The following is a 19,916-nucleotide window of genomic DNA, read 5'->3' as shown; positions in this document are numbered from 1 at the left end:
CTGGACCCCGAGAGGTCCGATCACGCCGCCGGTGGGGTGGGTCCGGTCCCCTCAAACCGGCCCACCCCACCGCGTCGGACCCCCGTTACTTGACCTCGCGACGTGAGCTTGCCCACAGTCCCACGATGGTCGGCAGAACGATCCAGACCCCGATCGCGGTGAGCGTCTCGGGCAGCATCCCGTTCAGGTCACGCTCCGCGATCCGGCCGAAGGCGCCGAACACGTCCAGCCAGTTCGCGTTGTCCTTGAACAGCGCGGGACCGGCCAGCGCCCAGGCGGTCGGGGCGATGAAGTACACGAGGATCGCGACCGCGGTCTGGGCGATCACCGCACCGAAGGCGGCACCCATCACCACGTTGAGCGCGACGGTCAGGTAGGCCCCGGCCAACTGCCCGCCGGCTCCGGCGTACGACGTGGTGTGGTCGGTGACCGCACCAGCGAGAGCGGTCCCGGCGAACGCGAGGACGACGACCGCGGACATCGCCACGACGCTCAGCACGATCGCGGAGACGAACTTGGCCAGCTGGACCCGGACCCGGCGCGGCGACAGCGTGAACGTGGTCAGCGCGGTCCGCTGGGTCCACTCGCTCGTCATCGCCATCACGCCGATCACCGGCAGCAGCAGCATGACGCTGGTCGACGCGGCGCCGAGGAAGCCGTCGAAGCCGGCGGGCCCCTGCGGCAGATGGGTGAGCTGCCACCCGATCGCGATCGCGGCCAGCAGCAGGATCGCGGCGAGCAGAACCCGGCCGCTCCGGGTGTTCACGGACTTGCGAAGTTCGAGAGTGACGAGTTTGAGGAAGGACTGGCCGCGTGCGGGCGGCAGCGCGGTCGCCACCTCGGCCCGGTGCTTGGCCGGGGCCGACGGCGCGATGTCGGTGACAGTGGTCATGGTGATGAGCTCCAAGAAGTAGGTGTGATCAGGCGGCTTCGGCGACCGGGGCGGTGAGCTGGAAGAACAGCTCCTCCAGGCCGGCGCCGTCGCTCTGGCGGAGTTCGAGCAGGATCTGACCGGCGGCCGCGGCGGCCCGCCCGACCTGCTCGGCGGTGGCGTCGACCCGCAGGGCACCGTCCTGTAGCGGCTCGAGGTTCAGGCCGGCGGCGGTGAGCGCCTGGTTCAGGCCGATCGGGTCGAGACCGCGGACGAGCGTGCCGCTGCCGGCCAGCAACTCCTCCAGGGAGCCGTTGGCAACGATCCGGCCGCCGCCGATGACGACCAGCCGGTCGACCGTTGCCTGCACCTCGCCCAGCAGGTGGCTGGACAGGATCACCGTGCCGCCGCGGGAGGCGAAGTCCTGCAGCAGGCCGCGCATCCACCGGATGCCCTCGGGGTCCATCCCGTTGGCCGGCTCGTCCAGGATCAGTACGGCGGGATCGCCGAGCAGCGCACTGGCAATACCGAGCCGCTGCCGCATCCCCAGCGAGTACTGCCCGACCCGGCGCTTCGCCGCGTGGCTCAGGCCGACCGCCTCGAGCATCTCGTCCACCCGGCCCTTGGGAACGCCGAGCAGGCTCGCGTTGAGCAGCAGCGTCTCCCGCCCGGTCCGGCCCGGGTGCTGCGCGGCGGCATCGAGCATGACCCCGACGACCCGGCCCGGATTCGGCAGGTCGACGTACCGCTTGCCGGTGATGGTCGCGGTGCCGGACGACGGCGGGGTGAGCCCGGTCAGCATCCGCAGCGTGGTGGACTTGCCGGCGCCGTTCGGGCCGAGGAAGCCGGTGATGCTGCCCGGCTGAACGGTGAAGGACACGTCCTGGACGGCGGTGGTGCTGCCGTAGCGCTTGGTCAGGTTCTCGACGGTGATCATGACATCGAGTCAACCGTTCGCGACCCCGGTCGCACATCGGACGAGCGGCTGCGATCACCCCCTACGAAAGTCGTCAGGGACGATCCCTGAACCCACCCGAACGGGTGACGAGAACACCGATGCCGCGCAACTACGCTGACAGAATGCGACGGTTGCGCCGGTGGTACGCCTGGTGGGTCCGCCATGCCCCGCGCCTGCGCGACTTCCTGTACGTCGGTTTCGCCCTGCTGACCGTGGTCGCCCAGGCGGCGTCCGGAGGCGGCGGTTGGGGAACGCGCGACTGGTTCGTGCTCTGCGCCGGCGTGGTCGCCTCGGTCGCCCTCTTCTGGCGCCGCCGCTTCCCGGCCACTGTGACCGTCGTCGCCATCGCCGCCATGCTGACCGCGGCCATCTTCGTGCCGATGGGCCTGGCCCTGCTGACCCTGGCGATCCGCCGCCGCGACCTGGTCCTGCACATCCTCGGCCTCAGTGCGTACGTCGCCTACGTCATCAACGCGTGGTACGGCGACGGCGAGTTCTGGGTCTCGGTGTTCACCGGACCGTTCCTGATCGGGACCTGGATCGCGATCGGCGCCTACGTCGGAGCGCGCCGGGACCTGATGGTGTCGCTCCGGGACCGCGCCGAGCGGGCCGAGGCAGAGCGCGAGCTGCGCGGCGAGCAGGCCCGGCTCGGTGAACGGGCCCGGATCGCCCAGGAGATGCACGACGTACTCGCGCACAAAGTGTCGCTGATCGCCCTGCACGCCGGCGGGCTCGAGGTGAACCCGGCGGTCGGCCCGGAGAAGGTGGAGGGCTCGGCCCGGCTGATCCGCGAGACCGCGCGGCAGGCGATGGAGGACCTGCGCGAGGTTCTCGGCGTACTGCGGACTGACGTCAGCGTCGACGGGGCCGACCTGGCGCCGGTGCCGCAAGCGGCGGATCTGCAACGACTGGTGGAGGACTCCCGGGACGCCGGGGTGAGTGTGAAGGGTGAGCTCGCGCTGCCGGACGACGTACCGGTGTCTGTCGGGCGCACTGTCTATCGCGTGGTGCAGGAGTCGCTGACCAACGTGCACAAGCACGCCCGGGCAGCCTCGACCGAGGTGGTCGTCCACGGCGCCAGGGGAGCGGGGGTGACGGTCAGGGTGACGAACGTGCGGCCGGTCGCTGCTGGTTCACTGCTCCCAGGGTCAGGCTCAGGTCTTGTCGGCCTCCGCGAGCGGGTGCAGCTGGCCGGCGGGCGACTGTCGGCCGGACCGACTCGGGACGGCGGCTGGCAGGTGGAAGCCTGGTTGCCCTGGCCGGACGGCCGGGACAACGTGGACTCAGCGGTGGACGAAGGGGAACGATGACGCGGCTGCTGATCGTGGACGACGAGGCGCTGGTCCGGGCCGGGCTGAAGATGATCCTGGAGTCGGACGCCGACCTCGAGGTGGTCGCCGAGGCCGACGACGGCGCCGACGCGGCGGCGATGGTGGTGAAGCACCGGCCGGACGTCGTACTGATGGACATCCGGATGCCGCGGCTGGACGGGCTGGCGGCGACCCGTGAGGTGCAGGCGCTGCCGGATCCGCCGAAGGTCGTCGTACTGACGACGTTCGACCTGGACGACTACGTGTTCCGGGCGCTGCAGGCCGGGGCCAGCGGGTTCCTGCTGAAGGACACTCCGCCGCGGGAGCTGGTGCATGCGGTCAAGGTGGTCGCGGCCGGGGACGCGATGCTGTCGCCGGCGGTGACCCGGCGGCTGATCGGGCACTTCGCGGCGGACTCGCGCTCAGACCGCCAGCGGCAGGCGCGGGAGCGGATCACCGCGCTCACTGATCGGGAGCGCGAGGTGCTGGCCGCGGTCGGGCGCGGACTGTCGAACGCCGATATCGGCAAGACGCTGTACATGAGCGAGGCGACGGTGAAGGCGCACGTGTCGCGGGTGCTGGTGAAGCTGGACGCCACCAACCGGGTCCAGGTCGCGATCCTGGCGCACGACGCCGGGCTGCTGGACGACTAGTTGCTCTAGACAAGGAAACCGGTCGGGGCCGTCGGAGGGGTGGGGGGTCGACGGCCCGCGACCGGTTTCAGGGTCAGCCATCCCTGGGGGAGAGGATGCTGACAGGTCGGACTCAGACGCGGCCGAAGGCCACGCTGCTGGTCCAGATCTTTCCCTTCTTGACCGGGACACCCGGCTTCGAGGAGTGCCACAGCATGTTGCCGCCGGCATAGATACCGACGTGGTACACGCCGCCGCCACCGCTCTTGAAGAAGACGAGGTCACCCGGCTTCGCGGACTTGCGGCTGATGTGCTTGACCGCGCTGTACTGCGCACGCGACGTACGGGGCAGCTTCTTGCCGGCCTTCTTGTACACGTAACCGGTGTAGCCGGAGCAGTCGAAGCCACGCGGGGTCGTGCCGCCGTAGCGGTACGGCGTGCCCTTCAGTTTCGCCGCCTCGCGAAGGACCTTCGCGCGGAAGGTGCCCTTGCTGGTGCTGGCGGTGCCGTACGGGCCGTAGAGCAGTCCGCGCTTGGCGGTGTAGGTCAGCCGGCTCCAGGTCTCCCGGGTCGTCGTGCCGGTGGCCTTGAGACCCCAGGACGCCTGGTACTTCTTCAGGACCCGGATGGTGCTGGCGCCGTAGTAGCCGTCGGGACCCAGGTGCAGAGCCTTCTGCACGTACTTCACGGTCGGGCCCTTGTCCCGGAACCGCAGCAACGGCCGGCTCGGGATGCTCCAGTACCCACGCGGCGTGGTCGTGGCAGTGGCGGAGGTGGTGGCAGCCGAAGCGGTGGCAGGCGGGGCGGCGAGGGTGATCGCGGCTCCACCGCCGACCGTGAGGCCCACCGTCAGGACGGCGGCGGCGGCCCGAGGGGTGGCCGGCTTGGTGGACTTGCGGTGCTTCGCGACAGTCCGGCCGGTGGGCCGGGTACTGACCTCGCTGGTCTGGCTGACGGCGCGCAAAAGCGACGTCCGTCGGGCAGTGACGGGCATGGTTGGTCTCCCGACGCCTGCGGAGTTAGCTGTCGGGTTCGGGCTGGGATTCATAGCCCGGTCCGCTCCCGCGGACTTCACCCCAGGGTTCCGACCACTCACGGTCGAGACCCAACCTCCTGGGTCCCCCACCCCTGCCTTGGTTTTCGAGGGGAGCACAGGTGCCTGGCAGGGCTCGGCGTTGACACCTGTGCGGTTCGTCGTATTTACCGAACCGTCGACGACTGTATAACAGAATGATCACGACGCAAACCCTCGAATCCACAGAGGGGCTCCGAAAAGGCCTTGAGCGGCTCTCTGACGGATCAAGGACCGGTGGTGAACACCAGGTGTCCTGAGCGCGTCTGAGCGGGGCCGAGGCGGCAAATGAGCGGCTCGATGTGACCCCGGTCACATCCGATTGTTGCTGTCTGTGACAACGGGCACAGTGCGTGCTCAGGGCACTCAGTTCCTTGCGAATTCAGCTATTTCTGAGCAGCTCGAGGAAGCGGTCCAGGCCGACGTTCCCGCCGGACAACACGACTCCGACGCGCTCCGGCAGCGGATGGATCCGCCCGGCCAAGAGCGCCGCCAGCGCACTCGCGCCACTAGGCTCGAGCACGATCTTCAGCCGCTCGAACGCGAACGCCATCGCGGCCACGATCTCGTCGTCCGCGACGAGCTCGAAGCTGTCCACCAGCCGCCGGTTCACCGCGAACGTGAGCTCGCCCGGCGTCGAGATCGCCTGCCCGTCGGCGATCGTCCGCGGTACGTCGATCTCCACCCGCTCGCCCGCCGCCAGCGACCGGGCGTGGTCGTCGCCCGCGGCCGGCTCGACCCCGATCATCCGGATCCCGGGCGACAGCGCGGTCGCTGCCGTCGCGCAGCCGGCCATCAGCCCGCCACCCCCGACCGGGACGAGCAGTGCGTCCAACGGCCCGGTCTGCTCGATCAGCTCCAGCGCGACCGTCCCCTGTCCGGCCATCACGTCGTAGTGGTCGTACGGCGGAATGAGGGTGAGTCCACGTTCGGCCGCCAACTCCTTCGCCAGGGCAGCCCGGTCCTGGGTATAGCGGTCGTATGTGACGACCTCAGCGCCGTACCCGCGAGTGGCGGCGAGCTTCGTCGGCGGTGCGTCCGCAGGCATCAGGATGACCGCCTTGGTCCCGGCGATCCGCGCCGCCAGGGCGACGGCCTGCGCGTGATTCCCCGATGAGTACGCGGCGACGCCGTACCGGAGCTGGTCGGGCGACAGCCGGCTGACCGCGTTGTACGCGCCGCGGAACTTGAACGCGCCGATCCGCTGCAGGTTCTCCGCCTTGAGGAACACCCGCGCGCCGACCCGCTCGTCCAGGGTTCGTGAGGTCAGTACCGGCGTACGGTGGGCGAGCCCGGCGATCCGGTCGGCGGCGGACCGGACATCTGTGAGACTCAGCTCGGCCATGCGGCTGACGCTATCTGTTCCGGACCGATGTCAAGATGGCGGCGTCGGCTCCGTACTGAAGGCGAGAGGCTCCCGGCCGGGAGCCACGGGTGAAGGAGACATCGTGAAGTACCTACTGATCATGAACATCAACCCCGACGTGCTCGCCGCACTGACCGAAGAGGAGCAGCAGGCGATCGGCGCCGGGCACCAGAAGGTGATGGCGGAGACGAAGGCGTCGGGAGAGTTCCACAGCACCGTCGCGCTGGCCGAGCCGGCCAAGTCCGCGGTGGTCAAGGTCCGCGACGGCGTACCGGCGGTGACGGACGGCCCGTTCGTGGAGTCGAAGGAGTTCCTCGGCGGCTACTATCTGGTCGACGTGGCCTCGGCGGAACGCGCGTACGAGCTGGCCGCGATGATCCCGGACGCCGCGATCGAGGGCCTCGGGGTCGAGGTCCGGCCGGTGGTTTTCGAAGACGGTCTCTGAGTGCAAGGGGGTCTCGCCGTGATGGCGAGACCCCCTTGTTTTCTTGGGTTCTCAGTCGGTCTGGTCGTCGACGTTCGCGTCGGCGGCGTTCCGCTTGATCGACTCGATCCCGTTCAGGGCGCCGGCCTTGGACTCGTAGCTCTCGCTGCTGGTCGCGATCACCTCGCCGTTGCCGGCCTTCAAGCGGAACCGGAACTCGCCCGACTTGTCCTTGTACAGCTCGAACTTCCCCGCCATCGCCATACCTCCAGCTGAATTGGTATCACTCCGTCTCGGAGCGTAGCCGCCTCAGCCCGCCGGCACCTCACGCACCACGCCGGGTGGGCCGGACCAGCCCGGCCACGGACCGGGTGCCGGGCCATCGGCGTCGGGGCGTTCCTCTTCCACTGTCTTGTACGGCTTCAGGCCGCGCGCCTGGTAGTTGACCAGTGCGGCCGGCCCGTCGAGGGTGTTCGTGTTCACCCAGACCCGGGTGATGGGGTCGACGCTGTCGTGGCGCTCGTCCAGGGTCCACGCGTTCCGCAGGCCAATGGTCAGCAGGTGGCCGCCGATACCGCGGCCGATAAATCCTTTGAGCAGACCGAAGTTCTCGATCTCGACCTCGCTGCCGACTCCGCGGAGGGCGACGTACCCGGCCGGAACGCCGCCGACCCATGGCACGTAGGTCTCGAACCCGGGCCGGCTCAGCCAGTCGACCCATTGGTCCCAGTTCCACCCGAGCTTCCCGACCCAGTGCCAGTGGCCGCCGACCGCGGTGTAGAGGTAGCGGGCGAACTCTGGTGAGACCTCCTCGACCCGTCTCACCTCCACCGACTGCTCGCGGGCCGGCAGGATCTCGTCCGGGCTGTGCTGTTCGAGGTAGGTCAGGACGCTGAGTGCCAAGCTACTTCTCCTCTTTCAGTACGCCGTGAATGCCGGCAACCACCAGGTCGACGCCCAGTGCGTAGTACCGGTCTGTGGACGTCGGGCAGATCAACGTGTCCGCGGCAGCCGTGACCAGCGGGTACTTCCGCGGTGACAGGGCGGCCAGCGATGCACGCTTCCGGCGGAGTGAATCCTCGCGGGCGATCGGGTCGCTCACCTCCCGCGCGATCGGATCGTTGGTCACCAGGGCGATCAGGGAGCAGATCGACTGCCGCCCCACCTCGGCCGCGTCGTCGGGCGAGAACCCGCCTTCGGTGAGGATTTCCATCGTCCGCTCGGCCAGCGCCAGGCCTGGCTCGGCGACCAGGATGCGCATCAGGGTGAGGTCCGCCAGTCGCGGATGCCCGCGGAGTGCAGTCACGAACGCCGTCAGCACCTTGTGCAACTGCCGGTCCCACGGCTCGTCAGTCGGCTCCGGCAGTACGACGTCCGCGAGCAGCCGGTCGCCGAGTGCGGCGAGCAGGTCGTCCTTGTCCTTGAAGTGCCGGTACAGCGCCATCGGCGTGACCTCGTGCTGACCGGCCAGTCGACGGAGGGTGACGGCGGCCGGTCCCTCGTCGTCGGCGATCGCGAGTGCGCTGTCGACGACCTTGTCCGGGTCGAGCCTGCGGGCCGGTTCTTTGCTGATCACGTTGACAAGTTTACACCGTAGACCTACCGTCTACTACGTACGCATACAGCGTATACATACAGCGTAGACTCTCTTCGTAGTGAGGTAGGCATGCGACGTAGTCCCTGGGCCACCCTGGCGGTGCTGGCTCTCGCGCAGTTCATCGTGGTGCTCGACGTGACGATCGTGAACGTCGCGCTTCCGCACATCCAGGCGGATCTGAACTTCTCCGCCGACTCCCTGCAGTGGGTGATCAACGCCTACACGCTGCTCTTCAGCGGCTTCCTGCTCCTCGGCGGCCGGATGGCCGACCTGCTCGGGCCGCGCCGGGTGTTCGTGGCCGGCCTGCTCCTGTTCGGTGCCACGTCGCTGGTGGCGGGGTTGTCGAACTCACCCGAGTTCCTCATCGGTGCGCGCGCCGTACAGGGTCTTGGTGGTGCCCTGCTGTCGCCGGCTGCTCTTGCGATTCTCACGGTGACGTTCGCGCATGGTCGCGAGCGCAACATCGCCATGGGGGTCTGGGGTGGCCTTGCGGGTCTCGGCGGCACGCTCGGTGTGGTGGCGGGCGGCGTACTGGTCGATTCACTCAGCTGGCAGTGGATCTTCTTCGTCAACGTGCCGATCGTGATCGCACTGGTCGCGGTGATCCCCGTGTTCGTTCGCGACGTACGGCACGCGACTGGTCGTCGTACTTTCGACACTCTGGGCGCTGTGCTGGGCACGGCCGGGCTGATGGCAGTCGTGTACGGCGTGGTGCGGTCGGAGCCCTCTGGTTGGGGTTCCGCTGAGGTTGTCGGCGTACTGACGGCCGGAGTGGTGTTGCTGATCGCGTTTGTTTTCGTGGAGCGGCGGTCTGCTGCACCACTGGTACCGCTGCGGTTGTTCCGGTCGCGGGCATTGAGTGTGTCGGGCGGATCGCTTGCGCTGAACGGTGCTGCGTTCCTGTCCATGTTCTTCCTCACTGCTATCTACCTGCAGCAGGTGCGTGGCGACAGTGCGCTCGAGGCAGGTGTGCACTTCCTGCCCATGGGCGGTGCGGCGATTCTGGGTGCTGCGCTGGCGTCACAGCTCGTGCAGCGTGTTGGTACTCGTACTGTGCAGCTCGCGGGTGCTGTGTTGAGTGTGATCGGGTTGCTGCTGCTCTCGCAGGCTGATGCGACTGGTAGCTATGCGTCTGAGTTGCTGCCTGGGTTGATCGTGTTCGGGTTCGGCATCATCGGTGTCGGCGTACCTGGTCAGATCACTGCCGTCTCCGAGGTTCGGCCGCAGGAGGCCGGTGCCGCGTCCGGTGTGGTCAACGCGATGTACCAAGTGGGCGGCGCACTCGGTCTGGCTATCGTCACCACGCTCTCCATCACCCACACAACGCAGGAGTTGACTCGTGGCGCCACTCAGCAGCACGCCCTCGAATCAGGGTTCGAACGCGGGCTCCTCGTCGCGGCCTTCTTCGCCGTAGCCAACGTCCTCCTCACCCTTGCCTCTCCCCAGCTCCAGCCCACCGCATCCCAACTGACCGAAGCCACCGCGGCAGCGTAAGTTTCACCGCGTGCATGATGAGGAAATCCTGACTGGCGGGAACGTGGCAGCGGAGGTCGTCCGGATCGGATCAACCGTCCGAAAGCCTGCGCTGCCACAGACCCCCGGTATCGAAGCCATCCTCGAACACCTTGCAAACAAGGGATTCCCCGGTGCTCCGGCGACGATGGGCATCGACGACAAACGACGGCACGTCGTCGAGTACATCCCCGGCGACCTGGCCGACACGCTGCCACTGATGACGTTGGACGAACTGCACCGGATCGGCCGATTGATCCGCGAACTCCACGACGCGATGGAGGACTTCGCCGTACCGGCCGACGTACGTTGGAACGTCGCGGTCCCCGACCCCGCCGGCGGCGACCTGATCTGCCACAACGACCTGGCGCCGTGGAACCTCGTCCGCGACGGCGACCGCTGGGTCTTCATCGACTGGGACAACGCCGGCCCGTCCTCCCGCCTCTGGGACCTCGCCTACGCCGCCCACGGCTTCGTCCAATTCCTCCCCGACGGCAATCCCTCAACCGACGCCCCAAGGCTCCGCGCCCTGGTCGACGGCTACGGCCTCAACTTGCACGACCGCCAAGCCCTCCCCACCCAACTGGCCGCCAACACCCAAGGCATGCACGACCTCCTACTCCGCGGCCAGCAAACCGGCGAACAACCCTGGTCCCGCCTCTACGCCGAAGGCCACGCCAACCACTGGGGCCCAACCGCCGCCTACCTAACCCGACACCACAACACCTGGCTCACCGCCCTCATGTGACCTGCTCCCCACCTCCGCCCCGGCGACACCGCCTGGTGAGCTGTGGTCCGACTTCTGTGTTGTCATTGCAGAGGAGTCGGGAGAAGGGCCTGGGTCTTGGACGTTGAGGTGCTCGCTGCTGACGACTGGAAGATTCTGAGGGAGGTCCGCCTTCGGGCCCTGAAGGATTCGCCGACCGCGTACATCTCCACCTACGAGGAGGTGGCGTCCTGGACCGAGGCGGATTGGCGACGCCGCCTCACGACGGCAGTGTGGGTCGTGATCCGGGGTGAGCGGGACATCATCGCCGTGGCCAGCTCGTTGCGGGACGGTCCGGTGAACGAGCGGTACCTCGAATCGGTGTGGGTCGAGCCCGGGCACCGCCGGTCCGGTGCCCTGCGAGCGATCCTGCGGTACCTGGCCGAACTCGAACCCGAGGTCGAGGACTGGTTCCTCTGGGTCCTGGACGGCAACGCCGAGGCGCGCGCCGTCTACGAGCGGTTGGGGTTCGAGCCCACCGGCAAGAGTCAGCCCCTAGACGACGGCCGGACGGAGGTCCGGTTCAGACTCAACGCGCGGCACTTGCACACCACGGATCCCGAGTGAGGACCGGCTGCTGCCGTAACCGCAGGAGATCCACTTCTTGAGCCCGAGTCTGTCCAGGGCGTCCCGTTCGCCGAGGGTGGTAGGGAGCTTGTCCATCATCTCGAGCCATTGGCGTTCGTCCTCCCGCCAGCGATCGATGAAGTCGACGCAGACCTCGGGGGAGATGTCCGCCAGGTACTTCTCGGCGTACCGCAGTGACTCGAGCGCTTGGGACATCGTCGGGTAGTCCACCGAGCCCGTGGTGTTCTGCGCACGCTCGAGTGCCTTCTTGGTCGTCTCGATCATGGACAGGCGATCCTCCTTGAAGTTCCGCCAATGGCCCGCGCCGGCTGCCGTCAATTGCTCGCTGAACTTCCAGCCAGGCGTGTTCTCGAACATCGCGTAGAGGCCCTCGGCAAGGAGGTCGCCCAACTCCTCGCGGCCGGCACGCAGCGGGTCGGCGAACGGGTGGTACTCGTCCTGCCCGACCTCGCCGACCTTGGACAGCGACCGTCCGGCGGCATGCCGCGCGAAGAAGAACCAGTCCTCGTTGTAGATGTCAGGAAAGAAGGACATCGCCGGGTGTTGTGTGTTGACCCCCAGCACGGCACCGCTGACGAAGACGTCTTGCCGGTAGTCCGCGAGGCGGCGTGCGTGACAAACGACCGAGTTGTCGGGGAACCACCGGCTGGCCATCGCTGCGACGGGACGACGATCGAGATAGCCGGTGAGCCGGGCGATGTCCTGCCCACGGATCTGCGAGATGTCGTCGTCGAGGAAGAGAATCTTGTTCCAGCCGCGGAGGCGGGCGAAGAGAAGACCGAGGTTGCGCTTGACACTCAGGTCGCTCGAGCGATCGGCGCTCAGCTTGCGGAATTTCTCATCGGAGGTCAGCTGGGCTTCGTACGGCGGCAGATAGTCGTCGGGCACCTCGACGACCAGCGCGCGGGCTCCGAAGGTTGCTTCCACCCGCTCGGCGACCTTGTCCACCTTCGCCTGCCGGCTGCACAGCAGAACCAATGGCACCGACAAGTCCGCGGAGAGCGAGATGACGCGCTGCAGTGACGCTCGTGCAGCCGGTACGACGATCGCGTCGAGGCGACTGCGCGTCGGCGGGACGGACACTGCCGAAACATCCCGCAGCAACGATGCGTGCGACTGCCGGTGCCTGAGCTGACGACTCACTTGGCGGCTACCTTCTTCTCACCTGGCGACCACTCGTACAGTCGGTTGTAGGGGTTGTCCAAGTCGGGCGAGATCGCCTCGCCGTGCACCACTGGCACCCGCAGGAGCAGCGCGAACTCCCCGTCGGGGAACCGGTTGGCGAGAAATTCCTCGTTCTGCTCGCGGACGTTGAGATCGGTGAGGGCCCGTACCGCCCCGAGCACTCCACGGCTGTGAATACCGTTGCAAATGGTGATCGTTCGACTGTGATTGAAGGGGTTCCGCAGCCGGGTCAGAAGCCCGACGTCCTCGACCAGTTCAGGACCGTTCCCCCGGTCCTCGAACTGGGGGTAGAACTCCTGGCCGCCGGGCCCGCTGGCCTTGAGGATCTCCCCGGTCTTCAGATCTGAGACCTCGAACTGGGAGATCGGCAGCTGGCGCAGCGTCCTCAGCAGGCGCTCGGTCACATAGTTCCAGCCGATGCCACCGAGCACGATCAGATGGCCTTGCATGTGATCGGCCGTCACCTCGGACGGCAGCCTGTGCATGACAGTGGTCAAGTCGGGGTTGAAGGCGCGAATGTGACCCCACAACTCAATCAGCGCGTCGAGGTCGGCGTACCGGTACATCCGCGTGTAGTTGGGGTCTCGCTCGCTCGCCAATCGGGGACGCTCGTCCTCGGGGATCTCTGGGCAGACGATCGTGACGGGTTCGCTGTCGAAGACCCAGGTGCTGGAACCGCGGGCCGCCGCACCGACTGCGCCGGAATGACTGCGGGCGGCCTCGCGGAGCCCGACCAGTTCTTCGTAGAGGGCCTCGAACCTTTCTCGCTCGTCCGGGAACAGGTCCTGCTCGGGGATCAGATGGGGAGAGCCGTCGGTCGATCGATCCGTGCAGAAGAACGAGGCGTAGGAGCGCAACCGGTCGGCCGGCGGCAGCTTGGGGGTGGTCAGGTTCTCCCACGAGCTGATCGTCGCCACCGCGACCCGGGCATCGTCGCTCAGCGCTCGCGCCAGCCCGGCCTGGGTCAGCCCAGAATGGGATTCGCGCAGGGCTCGGAGCCGCTGGGCGAGTCGTACGGCCGCTGGTGACGAGGCCAATCTCACTCCCGAATATTGGCGCCCGCGTACGTCGCAAGCGCAGCACGGTGATGCTACACCCAACTCCACCCGAAAATACCCATAACTACTCTCTACCACTTGAAGCGCGTGTTGGGACAGCGATGAGCGCAAAGTACCCCTCGTTCGTTGCAGATCTAACGCTTGAGTCGCCGACTCGCTACGCCCCGTGGCGTCCGGCTCATATGTAAGCGACACGCTTTATGTTGACCGGTCTACACCCTGCTCTACTATAAGTACTGTAGTACTGCGTGTAGTCACCGAAGCCACTCTGTATGCACCGTAGAGAGATGGCCGGGGCGCTGATCGCCCGATCGAGGCGGTCGCAAAGCTCCCTCCCGGGGTTCGTTTGACGAGAGCAGGTGCGCAATGGACAAGCCAGCCCGCGCCAAGCCCACGACCGAAGCCCAGCGGCACGAACCGCTGGCCGGCCAACAGCCTCAGCTCGAGATGCTGCCGCCGCACCTGGCTGCAGCCCAGCGATCCGGCCGGCGCCCACGCCGGGACGCTCTGTTCGACTTCGTCTACTCCAGCGGTCAGTGGAGGCAGGGCAGCGTCGCCCTTGCCCGCCGTACGATGGCCGCCCTCTGGATCCTCGTGGCCATCGGGGCAGGCAGTTGCCTGGCGCTCGTCACGATCGTCCGCAATCGGGCCGGGTGCCGTGGCGTCCCGTGTTCGGTCGCCACGTTCGGCGGGCGTCCGCTGCTGACCCTCGTGCTCGCCGCAGCAGGCACCGTGGCCCTGCTCGCGATGGCCGTCTTTACTCGCGGTTTCACCCGCTCGGGCGAGACCGGTCTCTGGCTGCTGATATCAGCGGCCTGCCTGACGGTCGCAGCGGTGGCCGGCATCCTCCTCGTGGTCGCCGCGGTGGGAGTTGTGCTCCTCATCGCGATGCTCGCGGTCACCCTGATCTTTGCCTTGTTCGCCGATCACACCTGATCGACGCGGTTCGGGGGACGGGAGATCACCGGGTTACCCGCCCTTGGTTCTCGGGGGAGAACCAAGGGCGGTCCCGGATCTGTTTGTGCGTTGACTTCGCAAGGCTTGCTGCGGACGACGTGCCGACAGGGAGGCTGGGGATGAAGCGAGGGGTTCGGGTTCTTGTTGCTGCGACGACTGTGGCGGCGGTGATTGCGGTGCCGGCGACTGCGGTTGCCGGGCCGGATCGTCCCGGTCTGCAGAGACAGTTGGACAACGTCGCGGCCACGAGTGCGGTGGGTGTGCTCGCGGAGGTACGTGACGACCGTGGTGTGTGGCGCGGTCGGAGCGGTGTCGCCGAATTGGGTACGACGCGAGCAGTCCCGCTCAATGGTCGATTCCGGGCCGGCAGCATCACGAAGACGTTTGTTGCGACCGTCGTACTGCAACTTGTCGACGAAGACGAGCTGCGGCTGGACGACACAGTAGAGAAATGGCTGCCTGGAGTGGTCCCGAACGGTCGCCACATCACCGTGCGCATGCTGCTCAACCACACCAGCGGGTTGTATGACTACAAGAAGACGCTGCCGCTGCCGCCGACGCAGGAGTTCCTGGCCAACCGCTGGCGAACCTGGACCGCGGCCGAGCTGATCCAACGCGCCGTCGGCGACCCTTCGCAGTCCGATCCGCCGGACAAGGTGTTCGAGTACTCGAACACCAACTACGCCATCCTCGGCGAGATCATCGAGAAGGTGACGGGGGAGTCGTACGGCGATGAGGTCGAGCGCCGGCTGATCAAACCGCTGCGGTTGCACGGCACCGAGATGCCAGGGACCTCGCCGCGCATCCACGGGCCGCACCCGCACGGCTATGTGCCAACAGAACAAGGCCTTCTCGACTACACCGAGCTGAACCCGTCGTTCCTGGGTGCGGGCGGCGAGCTGATCTCCACCACGGCCGATCTCAACACCTTCATGACCGCACTCCTCGGCAGCCGACTGCTCCCGCCGTACCTCCTCGAAGAAATGAAGACACCCCGTTTCGAGAACCGTGCGTACGGCCTCGGCCTGACCTGGCGAGACACCCGCTGTGGAATCCGCGTCTACGGCAACGACGGCGACGCCCTCACCCACCAGGCCTGGTCCTTCGTCACCCCAGACGGCCGCCATCAAGCAACCGTCGCCCTGACCGCCAACCTCCCCGCCGACCCCGACGACGCCATCGACACCTTCCTTGACGACGCCATCTGCACCTGACGTCTACTCTGGCTGGTGATGGACAAGCCAGGCGCCCGACGTTGGATCTACGAGGTCCGTGCTGAAGCATCCGGCCACGTGGGTTCTTTCGGCGTTCGGCACAGTGCGGCAGAAGCCGAGGAGCTTCGCCAGGAGTGGGTGGCGCGGCACAAGGCGGCAGGGGCCCGATACGAGCGGCACTGGGTTGAACAGATCGAAACCACCGGGCTGTATCAGGTGCCTTCACGACCGACGCCGCGCGAGCGTTACACCACCCGGGTCGACACCACACAGCAGCCAGGCACTTGGCCGACCGTCCACGTCGACGTGCTGGACGGTGACGATGTCGTCGCCGGCTACGACCGCAACTACGAGATGCTGAGCACTTTCGAACCGTTCCGCCAAGACGGTCGGACGTATGCACTCATCTCGCCGCACTACATGGCGACATCGGTGTTAGATCTACAGAGCGGGGAGATCATCGCGTCGGAGGAGCTGCACCCTGGCGGCTTCTGCCCGGTCGGCTTCTACGTCCCCGACTGGTGGGACCTGCATGACGGCACGACCAAGTCTCCCGGCTCGTTGCACTGGCGACCCGTCGACGACGAATGGCCCGTCGGCGACTTCGGCTTCGTCTGGGGTTGCGTCTGGGGAGACGACTCGTCCTGGAAGGTCCAGTACTTAGACCTGTCCGCGGTGCGCGACGGGATCATCCGCCGAGACGACCGCTTCGGTTACCTCAAGCTCGCCACCAACCCCAAACTGGAACCGCGGGACTTGATCAAATGCTCCTCCTGGGAAGGCCGTCGGCGCGTCGTGTTCGCCATCGAGACACAACACGATCTGACGACAGGGGAACCCATCCCAGACGACGAGTTCTGACGCCTCTGGTCACCGCGCGCTCTCCCACAGGACGACTCGGTTTCCGACTGGATCGGCGAACCGAGAGTGTCGGGGCATGTTCTCGCCGTCTGTGGGTGGGAAATGCTCGCCTGCTCCAGCTGCCAGAGCGCGTTGGTGGGCGTCGTCGAGTCCGACGACGCCAAGCCCGAACGCGGATCTATGGCCGTACTGCGGTTCGTCCGTCGAGCGCACCCTGATGTTGAGGAAGCTGATGGCGTCCCCCTCGCCGAGAACCACCTGTCGGCTTCCGCTTCCCCAGTCCTCCAACTGGACTCCGAGTAGCTCGCCCCAGAACGTGCAGGCGATCTCCAGCGCGGCATCGGAGTCCACCCCGATGTTCACCGCAGCCAGGCCGAAGTCAGCGGCCGATTTCATCTGCGGGGGATCCCCTTCCAGGTCCTGCGCCAGTTGATCCAGCAGCGCCTCGACCCGCCCGGTTCGTTCGCGGAGCATCAACCGTTGCCGCGCGAGGACCGCACGAGCATCGGAGGCGTCACCGTCGAGGATCCTGCCGATGTCATCGGTGGACAATTCCGCCTCGCGCAGGAGCCGGATCCGTCGTGCGGTGTCGACCTGGACGGAGCTGTACCGCCGATACCCCGTCCGTGAGTCGACCTCGGCCGGCCGCAGCAGACCGATGTCGTCGTAATGGCGAAGCGTCGGGATCGACAATCCCGACAGCATCGAAAAGGTCCCTATCGTCACCAGCTTGTCCGGCACGACAGCATCATCCAGTCTCAGGCAACCCGAGAGTCAAGCGATTCGCGTCGTACTCGTTGCTGGAGGCAATGACCAGGACCTGGCGGACCGGCCGCCAGGACCAGGCCGAGGCGCTCGTTCGACCTGCATGACGAGTGCTGGGAATAGATCCGGGTGCGCACAGGTTGTGGCGGACAGGTCGAAGTTCTGTGTACGTGGTTTACCTGTCACGCTCGCGGATGTTCCGCGGGCGTGTTGCTGTTTCTTGCCAGAGATGGTGGGGCCGCCGCCGCTGCGACAACCGGCCGGGTGCTCGGCGACCGCCGGCACCTACATCTCTCACGAGGAGCAACAACATGGCACAGGGAACTGTGAAGTGGTTCAACGCCGACAAGGGTTTCGGCTTCATCTCTCTCGACGGCGGCGGTGAGGATGTCTTCGTACACTTCTCCGCGATCCAAACCGACGGCTTCCGCAGCCTGGACGAGAATCAGCGTGTCGAGTTCGACCTCACCCAAGGCCCGAAGGGGCAGCAGGCGGAGCGAGTGACGGCACTCTGAGCCTCTGTCGCTCGGCAGTACGGCGTTGATAGCTGCGGCCCGCTACCAGTTCATGGTGGAGGGCCGCAGCCCATTCCAGGCGGGCGGAATAACCGCCAGGGCGGCAGCGTTGAACTACGTAGGGTGATGGATCCAGATGTGCCGAACTGCGGCATCGGCCGCACCGCTCACGGCCCTGGTGGTTCCTCCTCTGGGTAGCAAGACCGAAGGACTTCTTTATGGCACCGTCAAGTGCCCTGCTCGACCGACCCACCATCACCCGGCCCAGGCCCAAGGGCAGTGACTTTGCGCCACTGCTGCGCGAGATCAAGGATGCCGCTCTACTGGAGCGTCGTACCGGCCGTTATCTGGTCTCCATCGCCGTCAACCTGCTCTCTCTGGCCGCAGTTGTGGCCGGGATGATCCTGCTGGGCAACTCCTGGCTCGTTCTGCTGCTCGCGATCCCAGCCGCGCTGTTCACCACCCGGGCTGCGTTCTTCGGTCACGATGCCGGCCACCAGCAGATCGGGCGCTCCCGGCGTCTTCACGACGTGCTCGGGCAATTGCACGCGAACCTGCTGCTGGGGATGAGCTATGGCTGGTGGAACGACAAGCACAACCGTCACCACGCCAACCCCAACCACACCGACAAGGATCCTGACGTCGCCGCCGGCGTCCTGGTCTGGACCCTTGACCAGGCCGAAGGCCGCACCGGTCTGCACAGCTGGCTCAGCCGGCACCAGGCCCGCATCTTCTTTCCGTTGCTGACGCTGGAAGGCCTCGCCCTGAGGGTGTCCAGCATCCGCTACCTGCTCGGCCGGCCGCGCCGCGGAGCGTTGCTGGAACTCGGCCTGATCGCTGCTCACCTCACCATGTACGTCGGTGGGCTGCTGCTGATCATGTCGCCGGAGAAGGCGATCGTGTTCGCCGTCCTGCACCAGGCGCTGTTCGGGCTGCATCTGGGCAGCGTCTTCGCGCCCAACCACAAGGGCATGGAGATGCCTGATGCCGACACCCACTGGGGCTTCCTCGAAAAGCAGGTCCGCACCTCCCGCAACGTCAACGGGCACCCGGTCACGGACTGGATGATGGGCGGACTCAACTACCAGATCGAACACCATCTGTTCCCGAACATGCCCCGCGCCAACTTGCGCCACGCCCAAGGCGCAGTCCGTGCCTACTGCCAGCGGATCGGCGTTCCCTATCTGTCGACCGGCATCATCGACTCCTACGCCCAAGGCCTACGCCACCTGCACGACGTCGGCCGGACACTTCGCGGATCAGTCGCCACTGCCTAGAAAGATCCGGGACCATCGCTGGTCCTTTGCGGGACGTCGGCCCCTGCCCGGCTGTCGAGGATCCGGCGACGCTGGAGGGGAAGGGAGTGGCGCGGTGAACCTGGGAGCTGTGAAACGTTCGGCCTCCCGCGCTCGCTTCGCCGACCCTCGAGAGTTGGCTGATCAGGCGAGTGCGTCGTACCGCGTCCTTGACGTTGAGATGGCCAGGCGTCTGCTCGGAAGGCCGGAAGGAGAAGTCCGTCATGCCTGACAACCAACTTCACAACCTCACCGACGCTCTCAGCGATGCCGTCGCCCCACTGAAACCTCTCCTGCGCGGCTGGCTGCACGCGGGGACCTTCCCCGTGGCGGTCGCTGCCGGGGTGGTGCTGATCGTGGCGGCCCCATCGGCTACCCCACGGATCGCAGCAGTGGTCTTCACGATCGCGTCGTCGCTGCTGTTCGGTGTCTCCGCGCTGTATCACCGTGGCCACTGGAGACCAGCCCCCGCGGCGGTGCTGCGGCGTATGGACCACTCGAACATCTTCGTGATGATCGCCGGCACCTACACCCCCTTCGGTGTCTTGCTGCTCACCGGTGCCGACCGCGTGGCCCTCCTCGTCGCTGTCTGGGGAGGAGCCCTCCTCGGGGTGTTGTTCCGGGTGTTCTGGCTGACGGCGCCGCGCTGGCTCTACACCCCGATCTACCTTGCGCTGGGCTGGGCCGCGGTCTTCTGGATGCCGGACTTCTACCGCCTCGGTGGCGCTGCGGTCGTCATCCTGCTCGCGGCCGGAGGACTGATGTATTCGGCCGGTGCGGTCGTCTACGCACTGAAGAAGCCGAACCCGTCACCGCGCTGGTTCGGGTTCCACGAGATGTTCCACGCCTGCACCGTGGCCGCGTTCATCGCTCACTACATCGCAGTCAGCCTGATCACCTACAACGTCACCCTCCCAGTGAGCTGACCACACTCCACCATGCGGTCCTGCTTCCGGCAAACGGCCTGCCC

22 protein-coding genes and 1 riboswitch are annotated in these 19,916 nt (G+C 66.8%); of the genes, 12 read left to right on the top strand and 10 right to left on the bottom strand.

Going from position 1 to position 19,916, the window contains the following annotated elements:
• Nucleotides 1-85 precede the first annotated feature (85 nt).
• Both V9K99_RS01295 and V9K99_RS01290 read right to left on the bottom strand, forming a co-directional pair.
• A complete protein-coding gene (locus tag V9K99_RS01295; RefSeq protein WP_337003063.1) occupies nucleotides 86-892 on the bottom strand; it encodes an ABC transporter permease in 807 nt (268 codons plus the stop codon).
• A gap of 28 nt (nucleotides 893-920) precedes the next feature.
• Nucleotides 921-1,808, bottom strand: a complete 888-nt coding sequence (locus V9K99_RS01290) for an ABC transporter ATP-binding protein (protein ID WP_337003065.1) — start codon at nucleotides 1,806-1,808, stop codon at nucleotides 921-923.
• A gap of 143 nt (nucleotides 1,809-1,951) precedes the next feature.
• Here V9K99_RS01290 and V9K99_RS01285 point away from each other — a divergent pair, with 143 nt between their 5' ends.
• Both V9K99_RS01285 and V9K99_RS01280 read left to right on the top strand, forming a co-directional pair.
• Complete coding sequence (locus V9K99_RS01285) at nucleotides 1,952-3,139, top strand: sensor histidine kinase (protein WP_337003067.1); 1,188 nt, start codon at nucleotides 1,952-1,954, stop codon at nucleotides 3,137-3,139.
• Nucleotides 3,136-3,792, top strand: a complete 657-nt coding sequence (locus V9K99_RS01280; protein ID WP_337003069.1) for a response regulator transcription factor — start codon at nucleotides 3,136-3,138, stop codon at nucleotides 3,790-3,792. The genes V9K99_RS01285 and V9K99_RS01280 overlap by 4 nt, the downstream gene beginning before the upstream one ends.
• Nucleotides 3,793-3,904: 112 nt before the next feature.
• Here V9K99_RS01280 and V9K99_RS01275 read toward each other — a convergent pair whose 3' ends face one another.
• Nucleotides 3,905-4,765: a C40 family peptidase gene (locus V9K99_RS01275; protein ID WP_337003071.1), complete on the bottom strand. Its 861-nt coding sequence runs from the start codon at nucleotides 4,763-4,765 to the stop codon at nucleotides 3,905-3,907.
• A 2-nt stretch (nucleotides 4,766-4,767) separates the two neighbouring features.
• A riboswitch (cyclic di-AMP (ydaO/yuaA leader) is annotated at nucleotides 4,768-4,933 on the bottom strand.
• Nucleotides 4,934-5,225: 292 nt separating this feature from the next.
• The gene (locus tag V9K99_RS01270; RefSeq protein WP_337003073.1) at nucleotides 5,226-6,188 is read right to left on the bottom strand and encodes a threo-3-hydroxy-L-aspartate ammonia-lyase; all 963 of its coding nucleotides are present in this window, start codon (nucleotides 6,186-6,188) and stop codon (nucleotides 5,226-5,228) included.
• 103 nt (nucleotides 6,189-6,291) lie between these two features.
• Between V9K99_RS01270 and V9K99_RS01265 the strand changes: the two genes are divergently transcribed.
• Nucleotides 6,292-6,654, top strand: coding sequence for a YciI family protein (locus V9K99_RS01265; RefSeq protein ID WP_337003076.1), 363 nt, complete (start codon nucleotides 6,292-6,294; stop codon nucleotides 6,652-6,654).
• A 51-nt stretch (nucleotides 6,655-6,705) separates the two neighbouring features.
• Here the strand turns inward: V9K99_RS01265 and V9K99_RS01260 are convergent, their stop codons facing one another.
• The 3 genes from V9K99_RS01260 to V9K99_RS01250 are packed head-to-tail and all read right to left on the bottom strand — an operon-like array spanning nucleotide 6,706 to nucleotide 8,209.
• Entirely contained in the window at nucleotides 6,706-6,891 is a 186-nt protein-coding gene (locus tag V9K99_RS01260; protein WP_337003078.1) for a YegP family protein, read from the bottom strand.
• A 51-nt stretch (nucleotides 6,892-6,942) separates the two neighbouring features.
• The gene (locus V9K99_RS01255) at nucleotides 6,943-7,536 is read right to left on the bottom strand and encodes a GNAT family N-acetyltransferase (RefSeq protein WP_337003080.1); all 594 of its coding nucleotides are present in this window, start codon (nucleotides 7,534-7,536) and stop codon (nucleotides 6,943-6,945) included.
• A 1-nt stretch (nucleotide 7,537) separates the two neighbouring features.
• Nucleotides 7,538-8,209: a TetR/AcrR family transcriptional regulator gene (locus tag V9K99_RS01250; RefSeq protein ID WP_337003082.1), complete on the bottom strand. Its 672-nt coding sequence runs from the start codon at nucleotides 8,207-8,209 to the stop codon at nucleotides 7,538-7,540.
• A gap of 90 nt (nucleotides 8,210-8,299) precedes the next feature.
• Between V9K99_RS01250 and V9K99_RS01245 the strand changes: the two genes are divergently transcribed.
• From V9K99_RS01245 to V9K99_RS01235, 3 genes are all read left to right on the top strand, one after another.
• The gene (locus tag V9K99_RS01245) at nucleotides 8,300-9,724 is read left to right on the top strand and encodes an MFS transporter (protein ID WP_337003084.1); all 1,425 of its coding nucleotides are present in this window, start codon (nucleotides 8,300-8,302) and stop codon (nucleotides 9,722-9,724) included.
• 10 nt (nucleotides 9,725-9,734) lie between these two features.
• Nucleotides 9,735-10,490: a phosphotransferase enzyme family protein gene (locus V9K99_RS01240; protein ID WP_337003086.1), complete on the top strand. Its 756-nt coding sequence runs from the start codon at nucleotides 9,735-9,737 to the stop codon at nucleotides 10,488-10,490.
• Nucleotides 10,491-10,586: 96 nt separating this feature from the next.
• Entirely contained in the window at nucleotides 10,587-11,075 is a 489-nt protein-coding gene (locus V9K99_RS01235; RefSeq protein WP_337003088.1) for a GNAT family N-acetyltransferase, read from the top strand.
• Here the strand turns inward: V9K99_RS01235 and V9K99_RS01230 are convergent.
• Both V9K99_RS01230 and V9K99_RS01225 read right to left on the bottom strand, forming a co-directional pair.
• On the bottom strand, nucleotides 11,004-12,239 hold the full coding sequence (locus tag V9K99_RS01230) for a hypothetical protein (RefSeq protein ID WP_337003090.1): 1,236 nt from the start codon (nucleotides 12,237-12,239) through the stop codon (nucleotides 11,004-11,006). The genes V9K99_RS01235 and V9K99_RS01230 overlap by 72 nt on opposite strands.
• Nucleotides 12,236-13,324: a helix-turn-helix domain-containing protein gene (locus tag V9K99_RS01225; protein ID WP_337003092.1), complete on the bottom strand. Its 1,089-nt coding sequence runs from the start codon at nucleotides 13,322-13,324 to the stop codon at nucleotides 12,236-12,238. Before V9K99_RS01225 ends, V9K99_RS01230 begins: the two co-directional genes overlap by 4 nt.
• Before the next feature lie 381 nt (nucleotides 13,325-13,705).
• Here V9K99_RS01225 and V9K99_RS01220 point away from each other — a divergent pair, with 381 nt between their 5' ends.
• From V9K99_RS01220 to V9K99_RS01210, 3 genes are all read left to right on the top strand, one after another.
• Nucleotides 13,706-14,275: a hypothetical protein gene (locus V9K99_RS01220; protein ID WP_337003094.1), complete on the top strand. Its 570-nt coding sequence runs from the start codon at nucleotides 13,706-13,708 to the stop codon at nucleotides 14,273-14,275.
• 140 nt (nucleotides 14,276-14,415) lie between these two features.
• Complete coding sequence (locus V9K99_RS01215; protein WP_337003096.1) at nucleotides 14,416-15,510, top strand: serine hydrolase domain-containing protein; 1,095 nt, start codon at nucleotides 14,416-14,418, stop codon at nucleotides 15,508-15,510.
• Nucleotides 15,511-15,726: 216 nt separating this feature from the next.
• Entirely contained in the window at nucleotides 15,727-16,371 is a 645-nt protein-coding gene (locus tag V9K99_RS01210; RefSeq protein WP_337336367.1) for a hypothetical protein, read from the top strand.
• A gap of 9 nt (nucleotides 16,372-16,380) precedes the next feature.
• Here V9K99_RS01210 and V9K99_RS01205 read toward each other — a convergent pair whose 3' ends face one another.
• Nucleotides 16,381-17,097 (bottom strand): MerR family transcriptional regulator, encoded by a 717-nt coding sequence (locus V9K99_RS01205; protein ID WP_337323621.1) that lies wholly within the window; start codon nucleotides 17,095-17,097, stop codon nucleotides 16,381-16,383.
• Nucleotides 17,098-17,447: 350 nt separating this feature from the next.
• On the opposite strand from V9K99_RS01205, the gene V9K99_RS01200 reads away from it, so the two are divergent.
• The 3 genes from V9K99_RS01200 to trhA all read left to right on the top strand — a co-directional run bounded on the left by V9K99_RS01200 (nucleotide 17,448) and on the right by trhA (nucleotide 19,872).
• Nucleotides 17,448-17,651 carry a cold-shock protein gene (locus V9K99_RS01200; protein WP_337003102.1) on the top strand — a complete coding sequence of 68 codons (204 nt, stop codon included), beginning with the start codon at nucleotides 17,448-17,450 and terminating at the stop codon, nucleotides 17,649-17,651.
• 218 nt (nucleotides 17,652-17,869) lie between these two features.
• A complete protein-coding gene (locus tag V9K99_RS01195) occupies nucleotides 17,870-18,928 on the top strand; it encodes a fatty acid desaturase family protein (RefSeq protein WP_337003104.1) in 1,059 nt (352 codons plus the stop codon).
• A gap of 242 nt (nucleotides 18,929-19,170) precedes the next feature.
• Entirely contained in the window at nucleotides 19,171-19,872 is a 702-nt protein-coding gene (trhA, locus tag V9K99_RS01190; RefSeq protein WP_337003106.1) for a PAQR family membrane homeostasis protein TrhA, read from the top strand.
• The last annotated feature ends 44 nt before the right edge of the window (nucleotides 19,873-19,916 follow it).

This window comes from Kribbella sp. CCNWLW201 (assembly GCF_037203805.1).
Classification (GTDB): Bacteria; Actinomycetota; Actinomycetes; order Propionibacteriales; family Kribbellaceae; genus Kribbella.
This window is presented reverse-complemented; position numbering and strand designations above follow the sequence as displayed.